The sequence below is a fragment of the Ottowia sp. genome (genome assembly GCF_016703145.1).
In the GTDB taxonomy this organism is placed as follows: Bacteria; Pseudomonadota; Gammaproteobacteria; order Burkholderiales; family Burkholderiaceae_C; genus Ottowia.
The window spans coordinates 855,010-869,649 of the sequence record NZ_JADJCO010000003.1 but is presented as its reverse complement, the minus strand read 5'-3'; the positions used below and the strand labels follow the sequence as shown (position 1 = coordinate 869,649).

Annotated in this window: 16 protein-coding genes and 1 pseudogene; 9 read left to right on the top strand and 8 right to left on the bottom strand. The window is 72.0% G+C overall.

Annotation, left to right across the window (positions count from 1 at the left end):
- Nucleotides 1–4 precede the first annotated feature (4 nt).
- Both IPG65_RS07810 and IPG65_RS07805 read right to left on the bottom strand, forming a co-directional pair.
- On the bottom strand, nucleotides 5–286 hold the full coding sequence (locus IPG65_RS07810) for a DUF3567 domain-containing protein (RefSeq protein WP_293188663.1): 282 nt from the start codon (nucleotides 284–286) through the stop codon (nucleotides 5–7).
- 142 nt (nucleotides 287–428) lie between these two features.
- Entirely contained in the window at nucleotides 429–1,457 is a 1,029-nt protein-coding gene (locus IPG65_RS07805) for a DUF3108 domain-containing protein (RefSeq protein WP_293188662.1), read from the bottom strand.
- A 57-nt stretch (nucleotides 1,458–1,514) separates the two neighbouring features.
- Between IPG65_RS07805 and IPG65_RS07800 the strand changes: the two genes are divergently transcribed.
- Together IPG65_RS07800 and IPG65_RS07795 are read left to right on the top strand one after the other, a co-directional pair.
- A complete protein-coding gene (locus tag IPG65_RS07800; protein ID WP_293188661.1) occupies nucleotides 1,515–2,525 on the top strand; it encodes a fumarylacetoacetate hydrolase family protein in 1,011 nt (336 codons plus the stop codon).
- A 26-nt stretch (nucleotides 2,526–2,551) separates the two neighbouring features.
- Nucleotides 2,552–3,384 (top strand): annotated as a pseudogene (locus tag IPG65_RS07795) (tripartite tricarboxylate transporter substrate-binding protein).
- A gap of 51 nt (nucleotides 3,385–3,435) precedes the next feature.
- Here IPG65_RS07795 and IPG65_RS07790 read toward each other — a convergent pair.
- Together IPG65_RS07790 and IPG65_RS07785 are read right to left on the bottom strand one after the other, a co-directional pair.
- Entirely contained in the window at nucleotides 3,436–4,101 is a 666-nt protein-coding gene (locus IPG65_RS07790; RefSeq protein ID WP_293188660.1) for a glutathione S-transferase family protein, read from the bottom strand.
- 146 nt (nucleotides 4,102–4,247) lie between these two features.
- Entirely contained in the window at nucleotides 4,248–4,907 is a 660-nt protein-coding gene (locus IPG65_RS07785) for a glutathione S-transferase (protein WP_293188659.1), read from the bottom strand.
- A gap of 105 nt (nucleotides 4,908–5,012) precedes the next feature.
- Here IPG65_RS07785 and IPG65_RS07780 point away from each other — a divergent pair, with 105 nt between their 5' ends.
- From IPG65_RS07780 to IPG65_RS07760, 5 genes are all read left to right on the top strand, one after another.
- Nucleotides 5,013–5,375 carry a DUF2946 domain-containing protein gene (locus tag IPG65_RS07780; protein WP_293188658.1) on the top strand — a complete coding sequence of 121 codons (363 nt, stop codon included), beginning with the start codon at nucleotides 5,013–5,015 and terminating at the stop codon, nucleotides 5,373–5,375.
- 74 nt (nucleotides 5,376–5,449) lie between these two features.
- The gene (locus IPG65_RS07775; protein ID WP_293188657.1) at nucleotides 5,450–5,956 is read left to right on the top strand and encodes a YcnI family protein; all 507 of its coding nucleotides are present in this window, start codon (nucleotides 5,450–5,452) and stop codon (nucleotides 5,954–5,956) included.
- A gap of 29 nt (nucleotides 5,957–5,985) precedes the next feature.
- Entirely contained in the window at nucleotides 5,986–6,480 is a 495-nt protein-coding gene (locus tag IPG65_RS07770; RefSeq protein WP_293188656.1) for a copper chaperone PCu(A)C, read from the top strand.
- Nucleotides 6,481–6,569: 89 nt separating this feature from the next.
- Nucleotides 6,570–7,424 carry a PhaM family polyhydroxyalkanoate granule multifunctional regulatory protein gene (locus IPG65_RS07765; RefSeq protein WP_293188655.1) on the top strand — a complete coding sequence of 285 codons (855 nt, stop codon included), beginning with the start codon at nucleotides 6,570–6,572 and terminating at the stop codon, nucleotides 7,422–7,424.
- Between the two features lie 2 nt (nucleotides 7,425–7,426).
- Nucleotides 7,427–8,695, top strand: coding sequence for an FIST N-terminal domain-containing protein (locus tag IPG65_RS07760; RefSeq protein WP_293188654.1), 1,269 nt, complete (start codon nucleotides 7,427–7,429; stop codon nucleotides 8,693–8,695).
- A 40-nt stretch (nucleotides 8,696–8,735) separates the two neighbouring features.
- On the opposite strand, the gene IPG65_RS07755 is transcribed toward IPG65_RS07760, so the two are convergent.
- The 3 genes from IPG65_RS07755 to IPG65_RS07745 all read right to left on the bottom strand — a co-directional run bounded on the left by IPG65_RS07755 (nucleotide 8,736) and on the right by IPG65_RS07745 (nucleotide 11,804).
- Nucleotides 8,736–10,010: an MFS transporter gene (locus IPG65_RS07755; RefSeq protein ID WP_293189998.1), complete on the bottom strand. Its 1,275-nt coding sequence runs from the start codon at nucleotides 10,008–10,010 to the stop codon at nucleotides 8,736–8,738.
- Between the two features lie 259 nt (nucleotides 10,011–10,269).
- Nucleotides 10,270–10,926: an MBL fold metallo-hydrolase gene (locus tag IPG65_RS07750; protein ID WP_293188653.1), complete on the bottom strand. Its 657-nt coding sequence runs from the start codon at nucleotides 10,924–10,926 to the stop codon at nucleotides 10,270–10,272.
- Nucleotides 10,927–11,009: 83 nt separating this feature from the next.
- Complete coding sequence (locus IPG65_RS07745) at nucleotides 11,010–11,804, bottom strand: exodeoxyribonuclease III (protein WP_293188652.1); 795 nt, start codon at nucleotides 11,802–11,804, stop codon at nucleotides 11,010–11,012.
- A gap of 13 nt (nucleotides 11,805–11,817) precedes the next feature.
- Between IPG65_RS07745 and pyrE the strand changes: the two genes are divergently transcribed.
- Together pyrE and IPG65_RS07735 are read left to right on the top strand one after the other, a co-directional pair.
- Nucleotides 11,818–12,519, top strand: coding sequence for an orotate phosphoribosyltransferase (gene pyrE, locus IPG65_RS07740; protein ID WP_293188651.1), 702 nt, complete (start codon nucleotides 11,818–11,820; stop codon nucleotides 12,517–12,519).
- Complete coding sequence (locus IPG65_RS07735; protein WP_293188650.1) at nucleotides 12,516–13,184, top strand: DUF4124 domain-containing protein; 669 nt, start codon at nucleotides 12,516–12,518, stop codon at nucleotides 13,182–13,184. Before pyrE ends, IPG65_RS07735 begins: the two co-directional genes overlap by 4 nt.
- Before the next feature lie 3 nt (nucleotides 13,185–13,187).
- Here IPG65_RS07735 and gatB read toward each other — a convergent pair whose 3' ends face one another.
- Nucleotides 13,188–14,639: an Asp-tRNA(Asn)/Glu-tRNA(Gln) amidotransferase subunit GatB gene (gene gatB / locus IPG65_RS07730; RefSeq protein ID WP_293188649.1), complete on the bottom strand. Its 1,452-nt coding sequence runs from the start codon at nucleotides 14,637–14,639 to the stop codon at nucleotides 13,188–13,190.
- Nucleotide 14,640 lies beyond the last annotated feature (1 nt).

Below are 14,640 nucleotides of genomic sequence, written 5' to 3'. Positions count from 1 at the left end.
GAGGTCAGTGCACGACCACCGGGTTCTGCGCCAGTTCGGCGTAGCCCTCCAGCGTGTCCTCGACCTCTTCCTGGGTGGGCGTGTTTTCCTGCCAGGCGGTGATGCGCCGCTGAAACAGCTCGGCCCACAGGCCGTCGAGGTAGACCTCCTTGCCCGAGCGCTTGTCCACGATCTCGAACCCGTGGCGCGCCAGCACGGGCGTGCCCGCCGGCACGTCGGCGCCCTGGGGCGCGTCGGGCAGCAAGTGAACGACCGCGAAGGTGTCGGATTCGTAGAGCGTGTTCATTGGTGCACTGGTCCTTTCTGGACGGCATTGACAGGTGTGCTTGCCCTCCACAGATGAGAACGCAGGCCGGGGATTCAAGATGTCCGCGCTTACCCTGAGCCGCTGTCGGACCAGCGCCCGCCCGTGAAAAATTCCCGCCAAGTCAATCGCCTGGCCGCGGCGCCTCGAAGGCGACGCCCGCCACCGCGCGCAGTTGCTGATCGGCCACGTCGCCGCTGGCCTGCGTGACGCGCAGGCGCACGGGCAGGTGGCCGAGAGTGCGCGCCAGCCACAGCTCGATGCGCGGGGCGTAGGCCGTGGGCGGCGCGCGCACCAGCCGGGCGCTGGGCAGCGCGTGGCCGGCCAGCTGCAGGATCTCGTCGTCCTGCACTTCCCAGGCCCAGGGCTCGGCCTCGCGCACGCCGGCCGTCTGCACGGTGATCACGGTGCCGGGCGGGTAGCGCGCAGGCGCGGCGGCGAGCAGCGCGCCCAACTGCAGCGCCGCGCTGAGGCGGTCCTGGGCGCCGGGGTGCAGCGCGGCGTCGGGCGCGTTGGCGCTGAAGCGGATGCGCGCGCCCTCGGGGTCGAAATGCGCGGCGCGCTCGCCGCGCGCCTTTTCGGCGAAGCGCTCGGGCGCCAGGCCGGCGGGCGTGACGACGCCTTCGCTGCGCTGCGTGCGCGCGCCCTCGTGCGGCGAATTCACCGTCCAGGTGGCCTCGTAGCGCGCCGCGTCGCGCTGCCAATGCAGCCGCGCCTCGGCCTCGTAGGGCAGGCCGCGCGACACGCCGCTGACCGCGTAGTCGAGCGTGGCGGAGCCGGGCACGCGCACCGGCACCGGCGACACGGGCGGGGCCGCGTGCGTGGCCCCGCGAGCGGACGCATGGGTGCGTGCCGGCCTGGACGTCGCCGCGGCCACGCGCGGCGCGTGGGCGGAGCGTGACGCGGAGGGCGGACGGACGACCGGCGCGGGTGGTTGGGGGGCGGGCTCCGCCACGGCTGGCGGCGCGGGCGCGGCGGCGATGGCCCGGGTCCACAGCGCCGGGGGCGCCGGCGCGGCGGGCGGGAGCGCGGCCCGGCGGGGCGCTGCCCCGATCAGCAGGGCGTGCGCCAAGGCGACGATCAGCACCAGACCGATCGGCGGCCGCTGTCCGATGCGCTGCGCGCGGTCCACCTGTCCAAGCCTCCCCGGCACGGGCGGAGGGCGGGGCGGCGTGCTTGCCGGCGGACCCGAAACCCTACACTCGCGCCCATGAAACTGGCAACCTACAAAGACGGTTCGCGCGACGGCCAGCTGGTGGTCGTCTCGCGCGACCTGACGACGGCCCATTATGCGACCGGCATCGCCAGCCGCCTGCAGCAGGTGTTGGACGACTGGAACTTCCTTTCCCCCCAGTTGCAGGACCTGTCGCACACGCTCGACCAGGGCAAGGCGCGCCACGCCTTCCCGTTCGATCCCGCGCTGTGCATGGCGCCGCTGCCGCGCGCCTACCAGTGGGCCGACGGCTCGGCCTATTTGAACCACGTCGAGCTGGTGCGCGCCGCCGGCAAGGGCGACGTGCCCGAGAGCTTCTACACCGAGCCGCTCATGTACCAGGGCGGCAGCGACGACTTCCTCGGCCCCCGCGACGACATCCTGGTGGCCGACGAGGCCTTCGACATCGACTTCGAGGCCGAACTGGCCGTGATCACCGGCGACGTGCCCATGGCCGCCACGCCCGAGCAGGGGCTGAAGGCCGTGCGCCTGCTGATGCTGGCCAACGACGTCAGCCTGCGCGCGCTGATCGCCGCCGAGATCGACAAGCGCATGGGCCTGCTCCAGGGCAAGCCCGCCACCGCCTTCAGTCCGGTCGCCGTCACGCCCGACGAACTGGGCGAGGCCTGGCAGGCGGGCCGCGTGCACCTCACGATGCAGACCACCTGGAACGGCCGCAAGGTCGGGATGCGCGACGCCGGGCCGGAGATGCGCTTTCACTTCGGCCAGTTGATCGCCCACGCCGCGCGCACGCGCCGGCTGCGCGCCGGCACCATCGTAGGCGGCGGCACCGTCAGCAACCCCGGCATCGAGAGGGACGGCCGGCGCGAATGGCCCAAGGGCTACGGCTGCATCGCCGAGAAGCGCGCCATGGAGACCCTCCAGGACGGCGCGCCCCGGACGGCCTACATGCGCTTCGGCGACACCCTCCGCATCGAGATGAAGGGGCTGGGCGGCGAGTCGGTGTTCGGCGCCATCGAGCAGAAAATCAGGCAATTCGCGCCCTAGACCGCTCCCTTTTTGCGCCAACAGCTATCAAAAAAGGAGACGCCAGGCAACGCCGACAACTCATCGCTCTGGCCGCCGCCGGCCTGGCCAGTCCTTGGGCGCGCGCGCAGGCCCCGTGGCCGGCGCAGCCGATCCGCTGAATCGTGCCCTACCCGCCCGGCGGCGGCACCGACATGCTGGCGCGCGCCATTGCCGAGGCCATGCGCCCGGCGCTGGGCGAGCCGCTGGTGGTCGACAACCGCCCCGGCGCCGCCACCGACATCGGCGCCGACCTGGTGGCCAAGGCCCGGCTCCACGACTATACGGTGATGTCGGCCGACAACGCGCTGATGGCCTACAACGAGCACTTGTTCAGCCGGCTGCCCTTCGATGCCGAAAAGGACTTCAGCTACACAGTGAAGGAACTGCTCGACGAGGGGCGCGCGCGCCCCGGCCAGCTCGACTACGCCTCGCCCGGCAACGGCTCGCCGCACCACCTGGCGATGGAGCTGTTCAAGAGCCGCACCCGCGCCTTCATCACCCACATCCCCTACCGCGGCGCGGCGCCGGCGCTGCAGGACGTGATGGGCGGCCAGGTGCCGTGCATGTTCCTCGAACTGCCGGCGGGCCTGCCCGGCAGCGAGGTCTACGCCTTCCAGGGACTGGTCGGCCCCGCCGGCCTGCCGGCCGGGGTGGTGCAAAAGCTCAATGCCGCCGTCAACCAGGTGCTGAAGGATCCGGCCGTGGTCAAGCGCATGCACGACTACGGCATGGAGGCCCAGCCCAGCCCGGCACGCCGCAGCAGTTCCTGGCCATGGCGCGCGCCGAGAGCCGACGCTGGGGGCCGGTGATCAAGGCGGCGAGAATCAGGCTCGATTGATCCTGGGCCGGCCGCCGCGCAAGCGGCGCGGGCGTGGCCGGAAGGCCTGCGTCAGCCGTTCAGCGCCGGCTCGGCCGGGACGCCCTGCGCGATGGCGGCCTCGCGCTGCGCCGCCTGCGCGCGCGTGAACGCGGGGCGCCGTGCCAGGCGCTCGCCGTACGCGCGCACGCGGGGCGGCAGCTGCTCGCCCAGCCCGATCCGGCCGGCCAGCATGGGCGCGTAGGCGACCGCGACGTCGGCGGCGGTGAACCGACCGGCGCACAGGTGGGCGCGCTCGTCCGCCAGCGCCGCGTCCACCGCGCGCAGGCGGGCGAGAAACCACCGGGCGTAGTCCTGTGCCACCTGCGGCTGGCGGCGCTCGGGCGGCTCCAGCCGCTCGTAGCGCAGCACCAGCGTCTGCGGGAAGGTCAACGTGGCGTCGCTCATGTGCAGCCAGTTCAGGTAGGCGGCGTAGTCGGGCTCCCGCGGACCCACGTCCAGCGCGCCTGGGCTGTGGCGCGCGGCCAGGTACTGGCAGGTGGCGCTGGACTCGGTCAGGCGCGCCCCGCCGTCGATGAGCAGCGGCACCGTGCCCAGCGGGTTGATGGCGAGGTAGTCCCTGGCCCGCGCGCGCGGCGGAAACGGCAGCACCTTCAGCTCGTAGGGCAGGTCCAACTCCTCCAGCATCCACAGGGTGCGGAAGGAGCGCGCGTCGATGCAGTGGTAGAGCGTGATCATGGCCCCGATCATCGCCGCCCCGAAAGCAACCGCCAGGCGGGCGGGGTGACGGCGCCTTTCGATGCGCGCCGATTGCTACCAATTAAATAGCTAATGGCGCAATACCCACGCTGGCTGCGAGCCGATTTCCCTTGAAAACAGCGGCGTCAGCCCTTCTTGGCCAGCGCCTTGTAGTGCTCCAGCATCGCGATGGTGTTGGTCTTGCGGTCCGCGTTCACCCGCTGCACCGCGGGGCGTTCGCCCAGGCGCTTCAGGTAGTCGCCCATGGGCAGGGCGGCCAGCACGTCGCGGCCGTAGATGATCTTGCTGGCGTTGCTGATCACCGGCAGGTGCACGGCGGCGGCGCAGTCGGCCAGGGTGAAGCCGTCGCCCGCGATGAAGGGCGAGAAGCGGCACAGCGTGGCGAACGCGGCGACGTTCTTGTCCAGTTGCGGCCCGATCTTCTGCTTCACCCCGTCGCTCACCTTGCCGCCGAAGAAGGCTTCGGCGTAGAGGTTGCGCGCCACCAGCTCCAGGTGCAGCTCCAGGTAGCGCGCCAGCTCGCGCACCTTGGCGGCGGCGAAGGGGTCGCGCGGCAGCAGCGGGTGCTCGGGATAGCGGTCCTCCAGGTATTCGACGATCACGGTCGATTCGCTGATCGGCCCCTCCTCGGTGACCAGGTAGGGCACCTTGCCCAGCGGGCTGGCGGCCAGGTCGGTCTCACCGATCCAGGCCAGTTGCTCCTCGAACGGCAGGCCTTTTTCGAGCAGGGCGAGCTTGACCTTGTTGTAGTAGTTGCTGGCGGAAAAACCGGTGAGCTTGAGCATGGCGTGCGCCCTCGCGGGCAGAGGATGGAAAGGACGCCAGCGTAGCGCCGCCGCGCCGCGCTCGCAGTCGCAGTCGCCCAGCGGACGCGCGCCATAATCGCCGCCATGCCGCCGCGCCGCTGGTCCCTCGCCGCCGCCCGCCTGATGTGGGTGTGGTTCGCGCTCGCGCTGGGCGTGGCCACCGCCGCGCCGCTGGTGCAGCCGCGCGCGATGCAACTGGTGTGCGGCGCCGCAGGCGCCGTCAAGCTGCTGGTGGACACCGGCGAGGGCCTGGCCGAGGCCGCGCCCGCGCACCAGCTCGACTGCGCGCTGTGCCTGCTGGCCAGCGCGCCGCCGCCCGCCTCGCCCCAGGCGCGCGCCCCCCAGGCCGCCGCCCCGCGGGCGCAGGCCTGGGCGCGCACCGAGGCGGGCGTCCACCGGCACGCGCGGGCGCCGCTGCCGGCGCGCGGGCCGCCCGTCTTCTCCTGATCCATCCCGTTCTTTGCCGCGCACCCGCGCCCCGGGGCACGGCGCCCGTTTTGCCTTGGATTTCAGGAGGAACCATGACGGTTCGATCGTTCTCCGGCCGCCTCGCCTGCGCGGCCGCCCTCGCCCTGCTCGCCGGCACCGCCGCGCGGGCACACGTCACGTTGGAGCAACAGAGCGCCGACGCCGGCAGCACTTACAAGGCGGTGTTCCGCATCGGCCACGGCTGCGCCGGCGCGGCCACGCACACCGTGGTCGTGCACCTGCCCGAGGGCCTGCCCGCGGCGCGGCCCATGCCCAAGGCCGGCTGGGCCCTGGAGCGCCAGCCGGCCGACGGCCCCACGCGCCAGATCGCCTGGCGCGGCGGCCCGTTGCCCGACGGCTTCTACGACGAGTTCGTGCTGCAGCTGCGGCTGCCGCCGCAGCCCGGGCCGCTGTGGTTCCGCGTCGAGCAGCACTGCGAAGGCGGTGCCGTCGACTGGGCCGAGGTGCCGGCCAGCGGCACCGACACGCGCGGGCTGAAGCACCCCGCGGCGCTGCTGAACGCGCGTCCGCCCGCCAGCGCGGCGGCGCATCAGCACTGAATTCCCCGCTTTCGTCAAAAAGGAAAACCATGTCGATCAAGACCGTTTCCCGTACCGCAGGCCTCGTCCTGGCTGGCCTGCTGTGCGCGGGCGCCGCGCTGGCGCAGGCCGTGCGCGCCGAGGGCGCCTGGGCGCGCGCCACGGTGCCGGGCCAGCAGGCCACCGGCGCCTTCATGACCCTGACCGCGCCGGCCGGCGCGCGCCTGGTGGGCGCCAGCTCGCCCGCCGCCGGCGTGGCCGAGATCCACGAGATGGCCATGCAGGGCGACGTGATACGCATGCGCGCGCTCGATGCGGTGGCCCTGCCCGCCGGTCAGGCGGTCGAGCTCAGGCCCAGCGGCCGGCACCTGATGCTGCTGGACCTGAAGGCGCCGCTGAAGGACGGCAGCACCGTGCCGCTGACCCTGCGCCTGCAGGATGCGCAAGGCGTGGAAACCCGCCTGGAGCTGCAGGTGCCGGTGCGCAAGGCGGCCGCGCCGGCCGCCGCGGCCGGCCACGACCACGACCACGACCACAAGCACTGACCGCGCGCCCAGCTTTGCGTTAAGCTGCGCCCACCCCGCCGCGACGCCAGGAGCGGCGGCCCCAGACCACCCATTGAAGAGGCGCGGCCATGAGCGACGACAACACCTTTGCCCTCGGCAAGTTGATTCCCGGATTCGATTTCCTGCAGCAATTGACTTCCACCACCAAGGGCGCGTCCAAGTCCGCGCCCGGGCTGCGCCACTGGATCGCGCCCACCGTCAGCGTGGAAGAACTGGACAAGCGCATCACCGAGCTGCGGGCGGTGCAGTTCTGGCTGGAGCAGAACCTGCTGGCGCTCAAGGCCACCATCCAGGCGCTGGAGGTGCAGAAGATGACGCTGGCCACGCTGCGCGACATGAACCTGAGCGTGACCGAGGTCGCCAAGGCCTTCACCCTGCCCAAGTCCGAAGAGCGCGCCGCCCCGGCGGCGCCCCCGGCCGAGGAGACGGCCAAGCGGTGGCCCTACAAGGACAAGGGCGCCGCGTCCGCCGCCAAGACACCGGCTGAAGCCGCTGCGCCAACCCCCGAAGCCGAGCCAGCCGAACCCGCCCAGCCGCCGGCCGCAGCCGCGCCGCGCGCCAGGGCCGGCCGCAAAGACGCCGCCGCGTCGTCCGGCGGCGTGGCCGACCCGATGCAGTGGTGGGGCGCGCTGACGCAGCAGTTCCAGCAGATCGCCGCCGAGACCCTGCGCGAGGCGGCGCGCGCCGTCCCCGCCCCGGCCGGCGAGGCCTCGGGCGCGGATGCCGCGCCGCAGGCCGAGGCGGCCCAGCCCGCCGCCAAGAAGAGCGCGCCCCGCAAGAGCGCGGCCAAGAAGGCCGCCAAGAGGAAGGCGCCGGCCAAAAAGGCCGCTGCCAAGAAAACCCCCGCCAAGAAAGCCAGCCCGGCGCGCCCGCTGGCCGCCGGCTGGCCGCTGCCGACGCCCTTCAAGCTGGGCCGCCGCTGAGCATGCTCTTTCCCCACGGCCACGCCACCCACCCCCAGTGGCGCCTGGCCGCGGAGCTGGTGCTGGCCCAGTTGCGCGCGCAGATGGCGCGGCCGGACTACGCCCGCGCGCCGACGCTGGGCCTGCTCTACATCACCGACCACTACGCCGCCCACGCACGCGACATCCTCGACCACCTGGGCGCCGAGCTGCCCGGCGTGACCGACTGGGCCGGCACCGTCGGCGTGGGCGTGTGCGCCAGCGGCGCCGAGTACATCGACGAGCCGGCGCTGAGCGTCATGCTGTGCGCGCTGCCGCTCGAGCAGTACCGCGTGTTCTCCGGCGTCGCGCCGCTGGCCGGCGGGCTGGGCTTCACGCCCCACACCGCGCTGGTGCACGCCGACGCGCAGACGCCCGACGCCGCCGAGCTGATCGCCGAGATGGCCCAGCGCACCGCCACCGGCTACCTGTTCGGCGGGCTGGCCGCCAGCCGCGGCCCGGTGGTGCAGTTCGCCAGCAGCCGCGACGGCAACGCGCCGGGGCAAGGCGCGGCCGGCGGCGTGTTCAGCGGCGGCCTGTCGGGCGTGGCCTTCGGCGCCGGCGTGGCGCTGGTGTCGCGCGTGACCCAGGGCTGCCAGCCGGTGGCGCCCGAGCACGAGGTCACCGTCGCCGACGGCAACGTGCTGCTGGCGCTGGACGGCGAGCCCGCGCTCGACGTGATGCTGCGCGACCTGCGCATCAGCCTGGACAAGCCACGCGAAGCCCTGGCCGTGGTGCGCCAGACCCTGGTGGGCCTGGCGGACCCGGGCGAGCAAGGCGTGCGCCGCACCGGCCATTTCGGCGCCGACGTGCTGGTGCGCCACATCATCGGCGTCGATCCGGGCCGGCGCGGCGTGGCCGTGGCCGAGCGGCCCGCCGCCGGCCAGCGCGCCACCTTCTGCCAGCGCAGCGCCACGGCCGCGCGCGCCGACCTGGTGCGCGTGTGCGCCGAGATTCGGGAGGAGCTGGAGCCGGAGGAAGTCAGCGTCGCCACCGCCGCGCTGCTCGCGGCGCCGCACGAGCTGTCGGCGCCGCACCCGGCGCGCCGCATCGCCGGCGCCGTCTACGTGAGCTGCGCCGGGCGCGGCGGCCCGCACTTCGGCGCGCCGGGCGCCGAGCTGCAGACCATCCGCCACGCCCTGGGCGACGTGCCCCTGACCGGCTTCTTCGCCGGCGGGGAGATCGCGCGGCATCACCTGTACGGCTACACCGGGGTGCTGACGGTGTTCACGGGCGAGGCGGTTGATTCTTAATGTTTTCGCCCGTTGGCCCGCATGGATCATGTGCGAACAGCTATTGAATAAATAGCATCAACGCCCCGCCTACCCGGCATCCCTCACCGGCCGCGCGCGCCGCCAGTGCCACCAGCAGCAGCACCGGCAGGCCCAGCAGCGCCGTGGCGGTGAAGAAGCCGGCGTAGCCGAAGGCGTTGACGTAGTCGCCCGAGAAGCCGGCGATGAACTTGGGCAGCAGCAGCATCAGCGAGGAAAACAGCGCGTACTGCGTGGCCGAGTAGCTGACGTTGGTCAGGCTCGATAGGTAGCCCACGAACGCCGCCGAGGCGATGCCCGAGGCCAGGTTGTCGGCCGACACCACGACGATCAGCGCCGGCACGCTGTGCCCCACCCCGGCCAGCCAGGCGAAGGCCAGGTTGGTGGCGGCGCTGAGCAGCGCGCCCAGCATCAGCACGCGCATCACGCCCACGCGCAGCGCCAGCGCGCCGCCAATGAAGGCGCCGGCCAGCGTCATGGCCACGCCGTACACCTTGGTCACGGCCGCCACCTCGTCCTTGGTGTAGCCCATGTCGACGTAGAAGGGGTTGGCCATGATGCCCATCACCACGTCGCTGATGCGGTACACGGCGATCAGCGCCAGCACCAGCGCGGCCTGCCAGCGGTAGCGGCGGAAGAACTCGGCGAACGGCTCGACCAGCGCGCCGCGCAGCCACTCGCGCGCGCCGCGCGCCGGCGGCAGCGGCGCGCGCGCCGGCTCGCGCGCGAGCAGCACCGTCACCACGCCCACCACCATCGACGCGGCCATCGCCAGGTAGGCGGTGCGCCAGGCGTGGTCGTCGTAGCCCGCCTGCGCGCCCTGCGCGCGCGCGGCCAGCCACAGCACGCCGGCGCCGGCCCAGATCATGGCCAGGCGGTAGCCGGTCTGGTAGCTGGCGGCCAGCGCGGGCTGCTGCTCGGTCGGGGCCGATTCGATGCGGTAGGCGTCCAGCGCGATGTCCTGCGTGGCCGAAGCAAAGGCCACCGCCAGCGCGCACCACACCACCGCCGTAAGCGACACGCGCGGATCGGCCAGCGCCATGCCGATCAGGCCCGCAGCCACGCCCAGTTGCGCCATCAGCAGCCAGCTGCGCCGCCGCCCCAGCCAGCCGGTCAGGCCCGGCAGCGGCAGGCGGTCGACCAAAGGCGCCCACACCCACTTGAAGCCGTAGGCCAACCCGACCCAGCTCAGGTAGCCGATGGTGGAGCGGTCGATGCCCGCCTCGCGCAGCCGGAACGACAGCGTGCCCAGCACCAGCAGCAGCGGCAGGCCGGCGGAGAAGCCCAGCGTCAGCATGCGCAGGCTGGCGGGCGCGAGGTAGACCCGGAGCGACGCCCGCCAGGAAGGCCGGGGCACGGCGGCGTCAGACAAGGGCCGCACCCCTGGGGCTGGCGCGCGGGCGGGTGATCGTGTGCATTTTCATCGTTGGCTATTATTCACGCGCCGTCGGCTTGGTCTGCGGCAATCACTACATATTTCGTAGCTACACGCGCATGATGGGCGCGGGCTCAAGCCCGATTTTTCTCATGTATTCCCGCTCGGGAGCAGGACGCCTTCAGGTCCCGCGCACGTAGGGGTTGTGGCGGCGCTCCTCGCCGAACGTGCTCTCCGGCCCGTGGCCGGGGATGAACACCGTCTCGTCGCCCATGGGCCACAGGCGCCCGGCGATGCTGTCGATGAGCTGCCGGTGGTTGCCACCCGGAAAGTCGGTGCGGCCGATGCTGCCGGCGAACAGCACGTCGCCGACGAAGGCGCGGGCGATCCGCGGCGCATGGAACACCACGTGCCCCGGCGTGTGGCCCGGGCAGTGGCGCACCGCCAGCGCGCACTCGCCCACCTGCACCGTGTCGCCGTCCTGCAGCCAGCGGGTGGGCGTGAACGCCTCGGCGGGCGGGAAGCCGAACATGCGGCCCTGCTCGGCCAGCGCGTCGATCCAGAACTGGTCGGCCGGGTGCGGGCCGACGATGGGCAGGCCGTGGCGCCGGCTCAGCTCGGCCGTGCCGCCGGCGTGGTCGATGTGCGCGTGGGTGAGCCAGATCTGCGTGAGCCGAACGCCCAGCGCCGCCACGGCCGCCTCGATGCGCGGCAGGTCGCCGCCGGGATCGATGACGGCCGCCTCGCGCGTGGCGCCGCACCAGACGATGGAGCAGTTCTGCGCGAAGGGGGTGACCGGCACGGTCTGGTAATGCAGGAGAGCGGTGGAGGCGGTCACGGCGGGAACACTCGGTTTATTGAATGAAATCAAGCGTCAGCCAGCGCGGGTATTGCGCCAGCAGCTATCAATCTTGAAGAATACTAGGCCAGCGGGAAATCGTAGTCGATGGTGATCGGCGCGTGGTCCGAGAACTTCTGGTCCTTGTAGATCGACTCGCGGCGCGCCGTGGCGGCGGTGGCGGGCGTGGCCAGGTGGTAGTCCAGGCGCCAGCCCACGTTCTTGGCGTAGGCCTGGCCGCGGTTGCTCCACCAGGTGTAGGACTCGCCGGTGGCGTCGGGCCGCAGGCGGCGGTACACGTCCACCAGCTGCAGCTCGTCGATCACGCGGCCGACCCAGGCGCGCTCCTCGGGCAGGAAGCCGCTGTTCTTCTGGTTGCTCTTCCAGTTCTTCAGGTCGATCTGCTGGTGCGCCACGTTCACGTCGCCGCACAGGATGAACTCGCGCTCGCCCTTCAGGCGGTGCAGCACGGGGTAGAACTCGGCCAGGAAGCGGTACTTGGCCTCCTGCCGCTCGGGGCCCGAGGAGCCGCTGGGAAAGTAGCAACTGATGACCGAGAACTTGCGCCCCGGCGTGTCGAAGCGCGCCTCCAGGTAGCGGCCCTCGGCGTCGAACTCGGGCGAGCCGTAGCCGGCGATGACGTCGCTGGGCTCGTGGCGGGTATAGATGCCCACGCCCGAGTAGCCCTTCTTCTCGGCCAGGTGGAAGTGCCCGCGCAGGCCGGCCAGCGATTCGAAGCGGCCCCGCAGATCGGGCATCTGCGCCTTGATCTCCTGCACGCAAATACAATCCGGCGCGTGCTGCGCCAGCCACGCTTCCACGCCCTTGGTGGCGGCCGAGCGGATGCCATTGAGGTTGAGGCTGGTCAGCTTGAACAAGGGGATGTCTCCAATGAACGCACCGCAAGCGGCGGCCCAAGAAGAGGACCGCCTGGCGCAGGACTTCGTGCAGTTCGCCATCGAGGCCGGGGTCCTGCGCTTCGGCGAGTTCAAGACCAAGGCGGGGCGGCTGTCGCCGTATTTCTTCAACGCCGGCCTGTTCGACGACGGCGCCAAGCTGGGGCGGCTGGCGCAATTCTATGCGCGCGCCCTGCTGGCCTCGGGCATCGAGTTCGACGTCATCTTCGGCCCTGCGTACAAGGGCATTCCGCTGGGCGCCGCGGTGGCGGTGGAGCTGGCACGCCTGGGCGTGAACAAGCCCTTCGCCTACAACCGCAAGGAGGCCAAGGACCACGGCGAGGGCGGCACGCTGGTGGGCGCGCCGCTGCGCGGGCGGGTGTTGATCGTGGACGACGTGATCTCGGCCGGCACCGCGGTGCGCGAGTCCATCGCCCTGATCCGCGCCGCCGGCGCCACGCCGCACGCCGTGGTCATCGCGCTGGACCGGCAGGAGAAGGCGACCGAGAACGGCCAGGACGTTTCCTGGAGCGCCGTGAACCATGTCCGCGACGAGCTGGGCCTGCAGGTGTGCGCCATCGCCAGACTGGCCCACTTGTTGCGCCATCTCGGCGCGACCGACCAATTTTTGCAGCACTACGAAGCCGTCTCGGCCTACCGCGCCCGCTACGGCGTCGATGAGTCCGCCGCCCCATGAAAAGCCCGCCGCCGCCGCCCCGCCGCCCGCCGTCCCTCGCCGTCCTGGCGGGACTGCTGCTGGCCGGCGGCCCGGCGGGCGCGCAGCAGGGCATCTACACCTGCGTGGACGCGCAGGGGCGCCGCCTCAGCGCCGACCGGCCGATCCTGGCCTGCCTGGACCGCGAACAGCGCGAACTCAACCGGAGCGGCACCACCCGGCGCGTGATCGAGCCGACGCTGAGCACCGCCGAGCGCGAAGCCCAGGAGGCGCGCAAGCGCGAGGCCGCGCTGTCGCGCCAGCGGGCGCGCGACATGATCCGCCGCGACCAGGCGCTCATCACCCGCTACCCCGACGCGGCCGCGCACGACGCCGCGCGGCGCGCCGCCCTGGCCCAGACCCAGGCCGTGGTGGATGCGGCCACCGCGCGCATCGCCGAATTGGCCGGCGAGCGCAAGGCGCTCGACGACGAGATGGAGTTCTACCGGCGCGACCCGTCCAGGGCGCCCGGCCGGGTGCGCCGCGGCATCGAGGACAACGCCGAAGCCCTGCAGGCGCAGCGCCGCGCCATCGCCGGCCAGCAGGTCGAGCAGGGCCGCATCAACGCCGCCTTCGACGAGGAGGCGGCGCGCCTGCGGCAGTTGTGGCAGGCCAAGGCGGCCAGCGCCACCGGCGACAAGCGCTGAGCCTCAGGCCCCCAGCCGCGCGCGCAGCAGCGCGTTGACTTGCGCCGGGTTGGCCGTGCCCTGGCTGGCCTTCATCACCTGGCCGACCAGGGCGTTGAAGGCCTTGTCCTTGCCGGCCTTGAACTGTTCCACGTTGCCGGGGTTGGCGGCGATCACCTCGTCGATGATTTTTTCCAGCGCGCCGGTGTCGTTCATCTGCCTGAGTCCCTTGGCCTCGATGAGCGCGTCCACGTCGCCGCTTTCGCCGCTCCACAGCGCGTCGAACACCTGCCGCGCGGCGGCGTTGCTGAGGGTGCCGTCCTGGACGCGGCCGATGAGCCGGGCCAGTTGGGCGGCCGGCACCTTGGCGGCGTCGATGCCGATCTCCTCGGCGTTCAGGCGCTTGGACACCTCGCCCATGATCCAGTTGCTGGCCAGCTTCGGCGCGCCGCTGGCGCGCGCGGCGGCCTCGAAGTACGCGGCCATCGCCGGGCTCTGGGTGAGCGTGGTGGCGTCGTATTCGGGCAAGCCGTGGTCGGTGACCAGGCGTTCGGCCATTTTTCGAGGCAATTCGGGCATCAGCCCGCGTGTTTCCTCGATCCATTGCTCTGAAATACAGAGCGGTGGCAGGTCCGGGTCGGGAAAGTAGCGGTAGTCGGCCGAGTCCTCCTTGGTGCGCATGGCGCGCGTCTCGCCGGTGTCGGGGTCGAACAGCACGGTGGCCTGCTGGATGGCGCGGCCGTCCTCGATCTCCTCGATCTGCCAGCGGATCTCATAGTCGATGGCCTGCTGCATGAACTTGAAGCTGTTCAGGTTCTTGATCTCGCGGCGCGTGCCCAGCGACTGGCCCGGCTTGCGCACCGACACGTTGGCGTCGCAGCGGAACGAGCCTTCCTGCATGTTGCCGTCGCACACCCCGATCCAGGTGACGATCTTGTGCAGCTCCTTGGCGTAGGCCACCGCCTCGGCGCTGGAGCGCATGTCGGGCTCGGTGACGATCTCCAGCAGCGGCGTGCCGGCGCGGTTCAGATCGATGCCGCTCATGCCGTGGAACTCCTCGTGCAGCGACTTGCCGGCGTCTTCCTCCAGGTGGGCGCGCACCAGGCGCACGGTCTTCTTTTCCTCGCCCAGGAAGAACGACACCTCGCCGCCCTGCACCACCGGGATCTCGAACTGGCTGATCTGGTAGCCCTTGGGCAGGTCGGGGTAGAAGTAGTTCTTGCGCGCGAACACGCTGCGCGGCGCGATGCGCGAGCCGAGGGCCAACCCCAGCTTGATGGCGCACTGCACCGCCTCGCGGTTCATCACCGGCAGCGTGCCGGGCAGGGCCAGGTCCACCGCGCAGGCCTGCGTGTTCGGCTCGGCGCCGAAGGCGGTGGCGGCGCGGCTGAAGATCTTGCTTTGCGTGCGCAGCTGGGCGTGCGTCTCGAAGCCGATGACGACCTCGTAGCCCTGGATCAGTTTCGGGGCGGTCATG

Coding starts and splice junctions, on each gene's coding strand:
- IPG65_RS07770 (WP_293188656.1), top strand. CDS start 5,986: ATGTCGATCAAGACCGTTTCCCGTACCGCAGGCCTCGTCCTGGCTGGC.
- IPG65_RS07810 (WP_293188663.1), bottom strand. CDS start 286: ATGAACACGCTCTACGAATCCGACACCTTCGCGGTCGTTCACTTGCTG.
- IPG65_RS07735 (WP_293188650.1), top strand. CDS start 12,516: ATGAAAAGCCCGCCGCCGCCGCCCCGCCGCCCGCCGTCCCTCGCCGTC.
- IPG65_RS07775 (WP_293188657.1), top strand. CDS start 5,450: ATGACGGTTCGATCGTTCTCCGGCCGCCTCGCCTGCGCGGCCGCCCTC.
- IPG65_RS07760 (WP_293188654.1), top strand. CDS start 7,427: ATGCTCTTTCCCCACGGCCACGCCACCCACCCCCAGTGGCGCCTGGCC.
- IPG65_RS07800 (WP_293188661.1), top strand. CDS start 1,515: ATGAAACTGGCAACCTACAAAGACGGTTCGCGCGACGGCCAGCTGGTG.
- IPG65_RS07785 (WP_293188659.1), bottom strand. CDS start 4,907: ATGCTCAAGCTCACCGGTTTTTCCGCCAGCAACTACTACAACAAGGTC.
- IPG65_RS07765 (WP_293188655.1), top strand. CDS start 6,570: ATGAGCGACGACAACACCTTTGCCCTCGGCAAGTTGATTCCCGGATTC.
- gatB (WP_293188649.1), bottom strand. CDS start 14,639: ATGACCGCCCCGAAACTGATCCAGGGCTACGAGGTCGTCATCGGCTTC.
- IPG65_RS07755 (WP_293189998.1), bottom strand. CDS start 10,010: ATGCTGACGCTGGGCTTCTCCGCCGGCCTGCCGCTGCTGCTGGTGCTG.
- IPG65_RS07790 (WP_293188660.1), bottom strand. CDS start 4,101: ATGATCACGCTCTACCACTGCATCGACGCGCGCTCCTTCCGCACCCTG.
- IPG65_RS07780 (WP_293188658.1), top strand. CDS start 5,013: ATGCCGCCGCGCCGCTGGTCCCTCGCCGCCGCCCGCCTGATGTGGGTG.
- pyrE (WP_293188651.1), top strand. CDS start 11,818: ATGAACGCACCGCAAGCGGCGGCCCAAGAAGAGGACCGCCTGGCGCAG.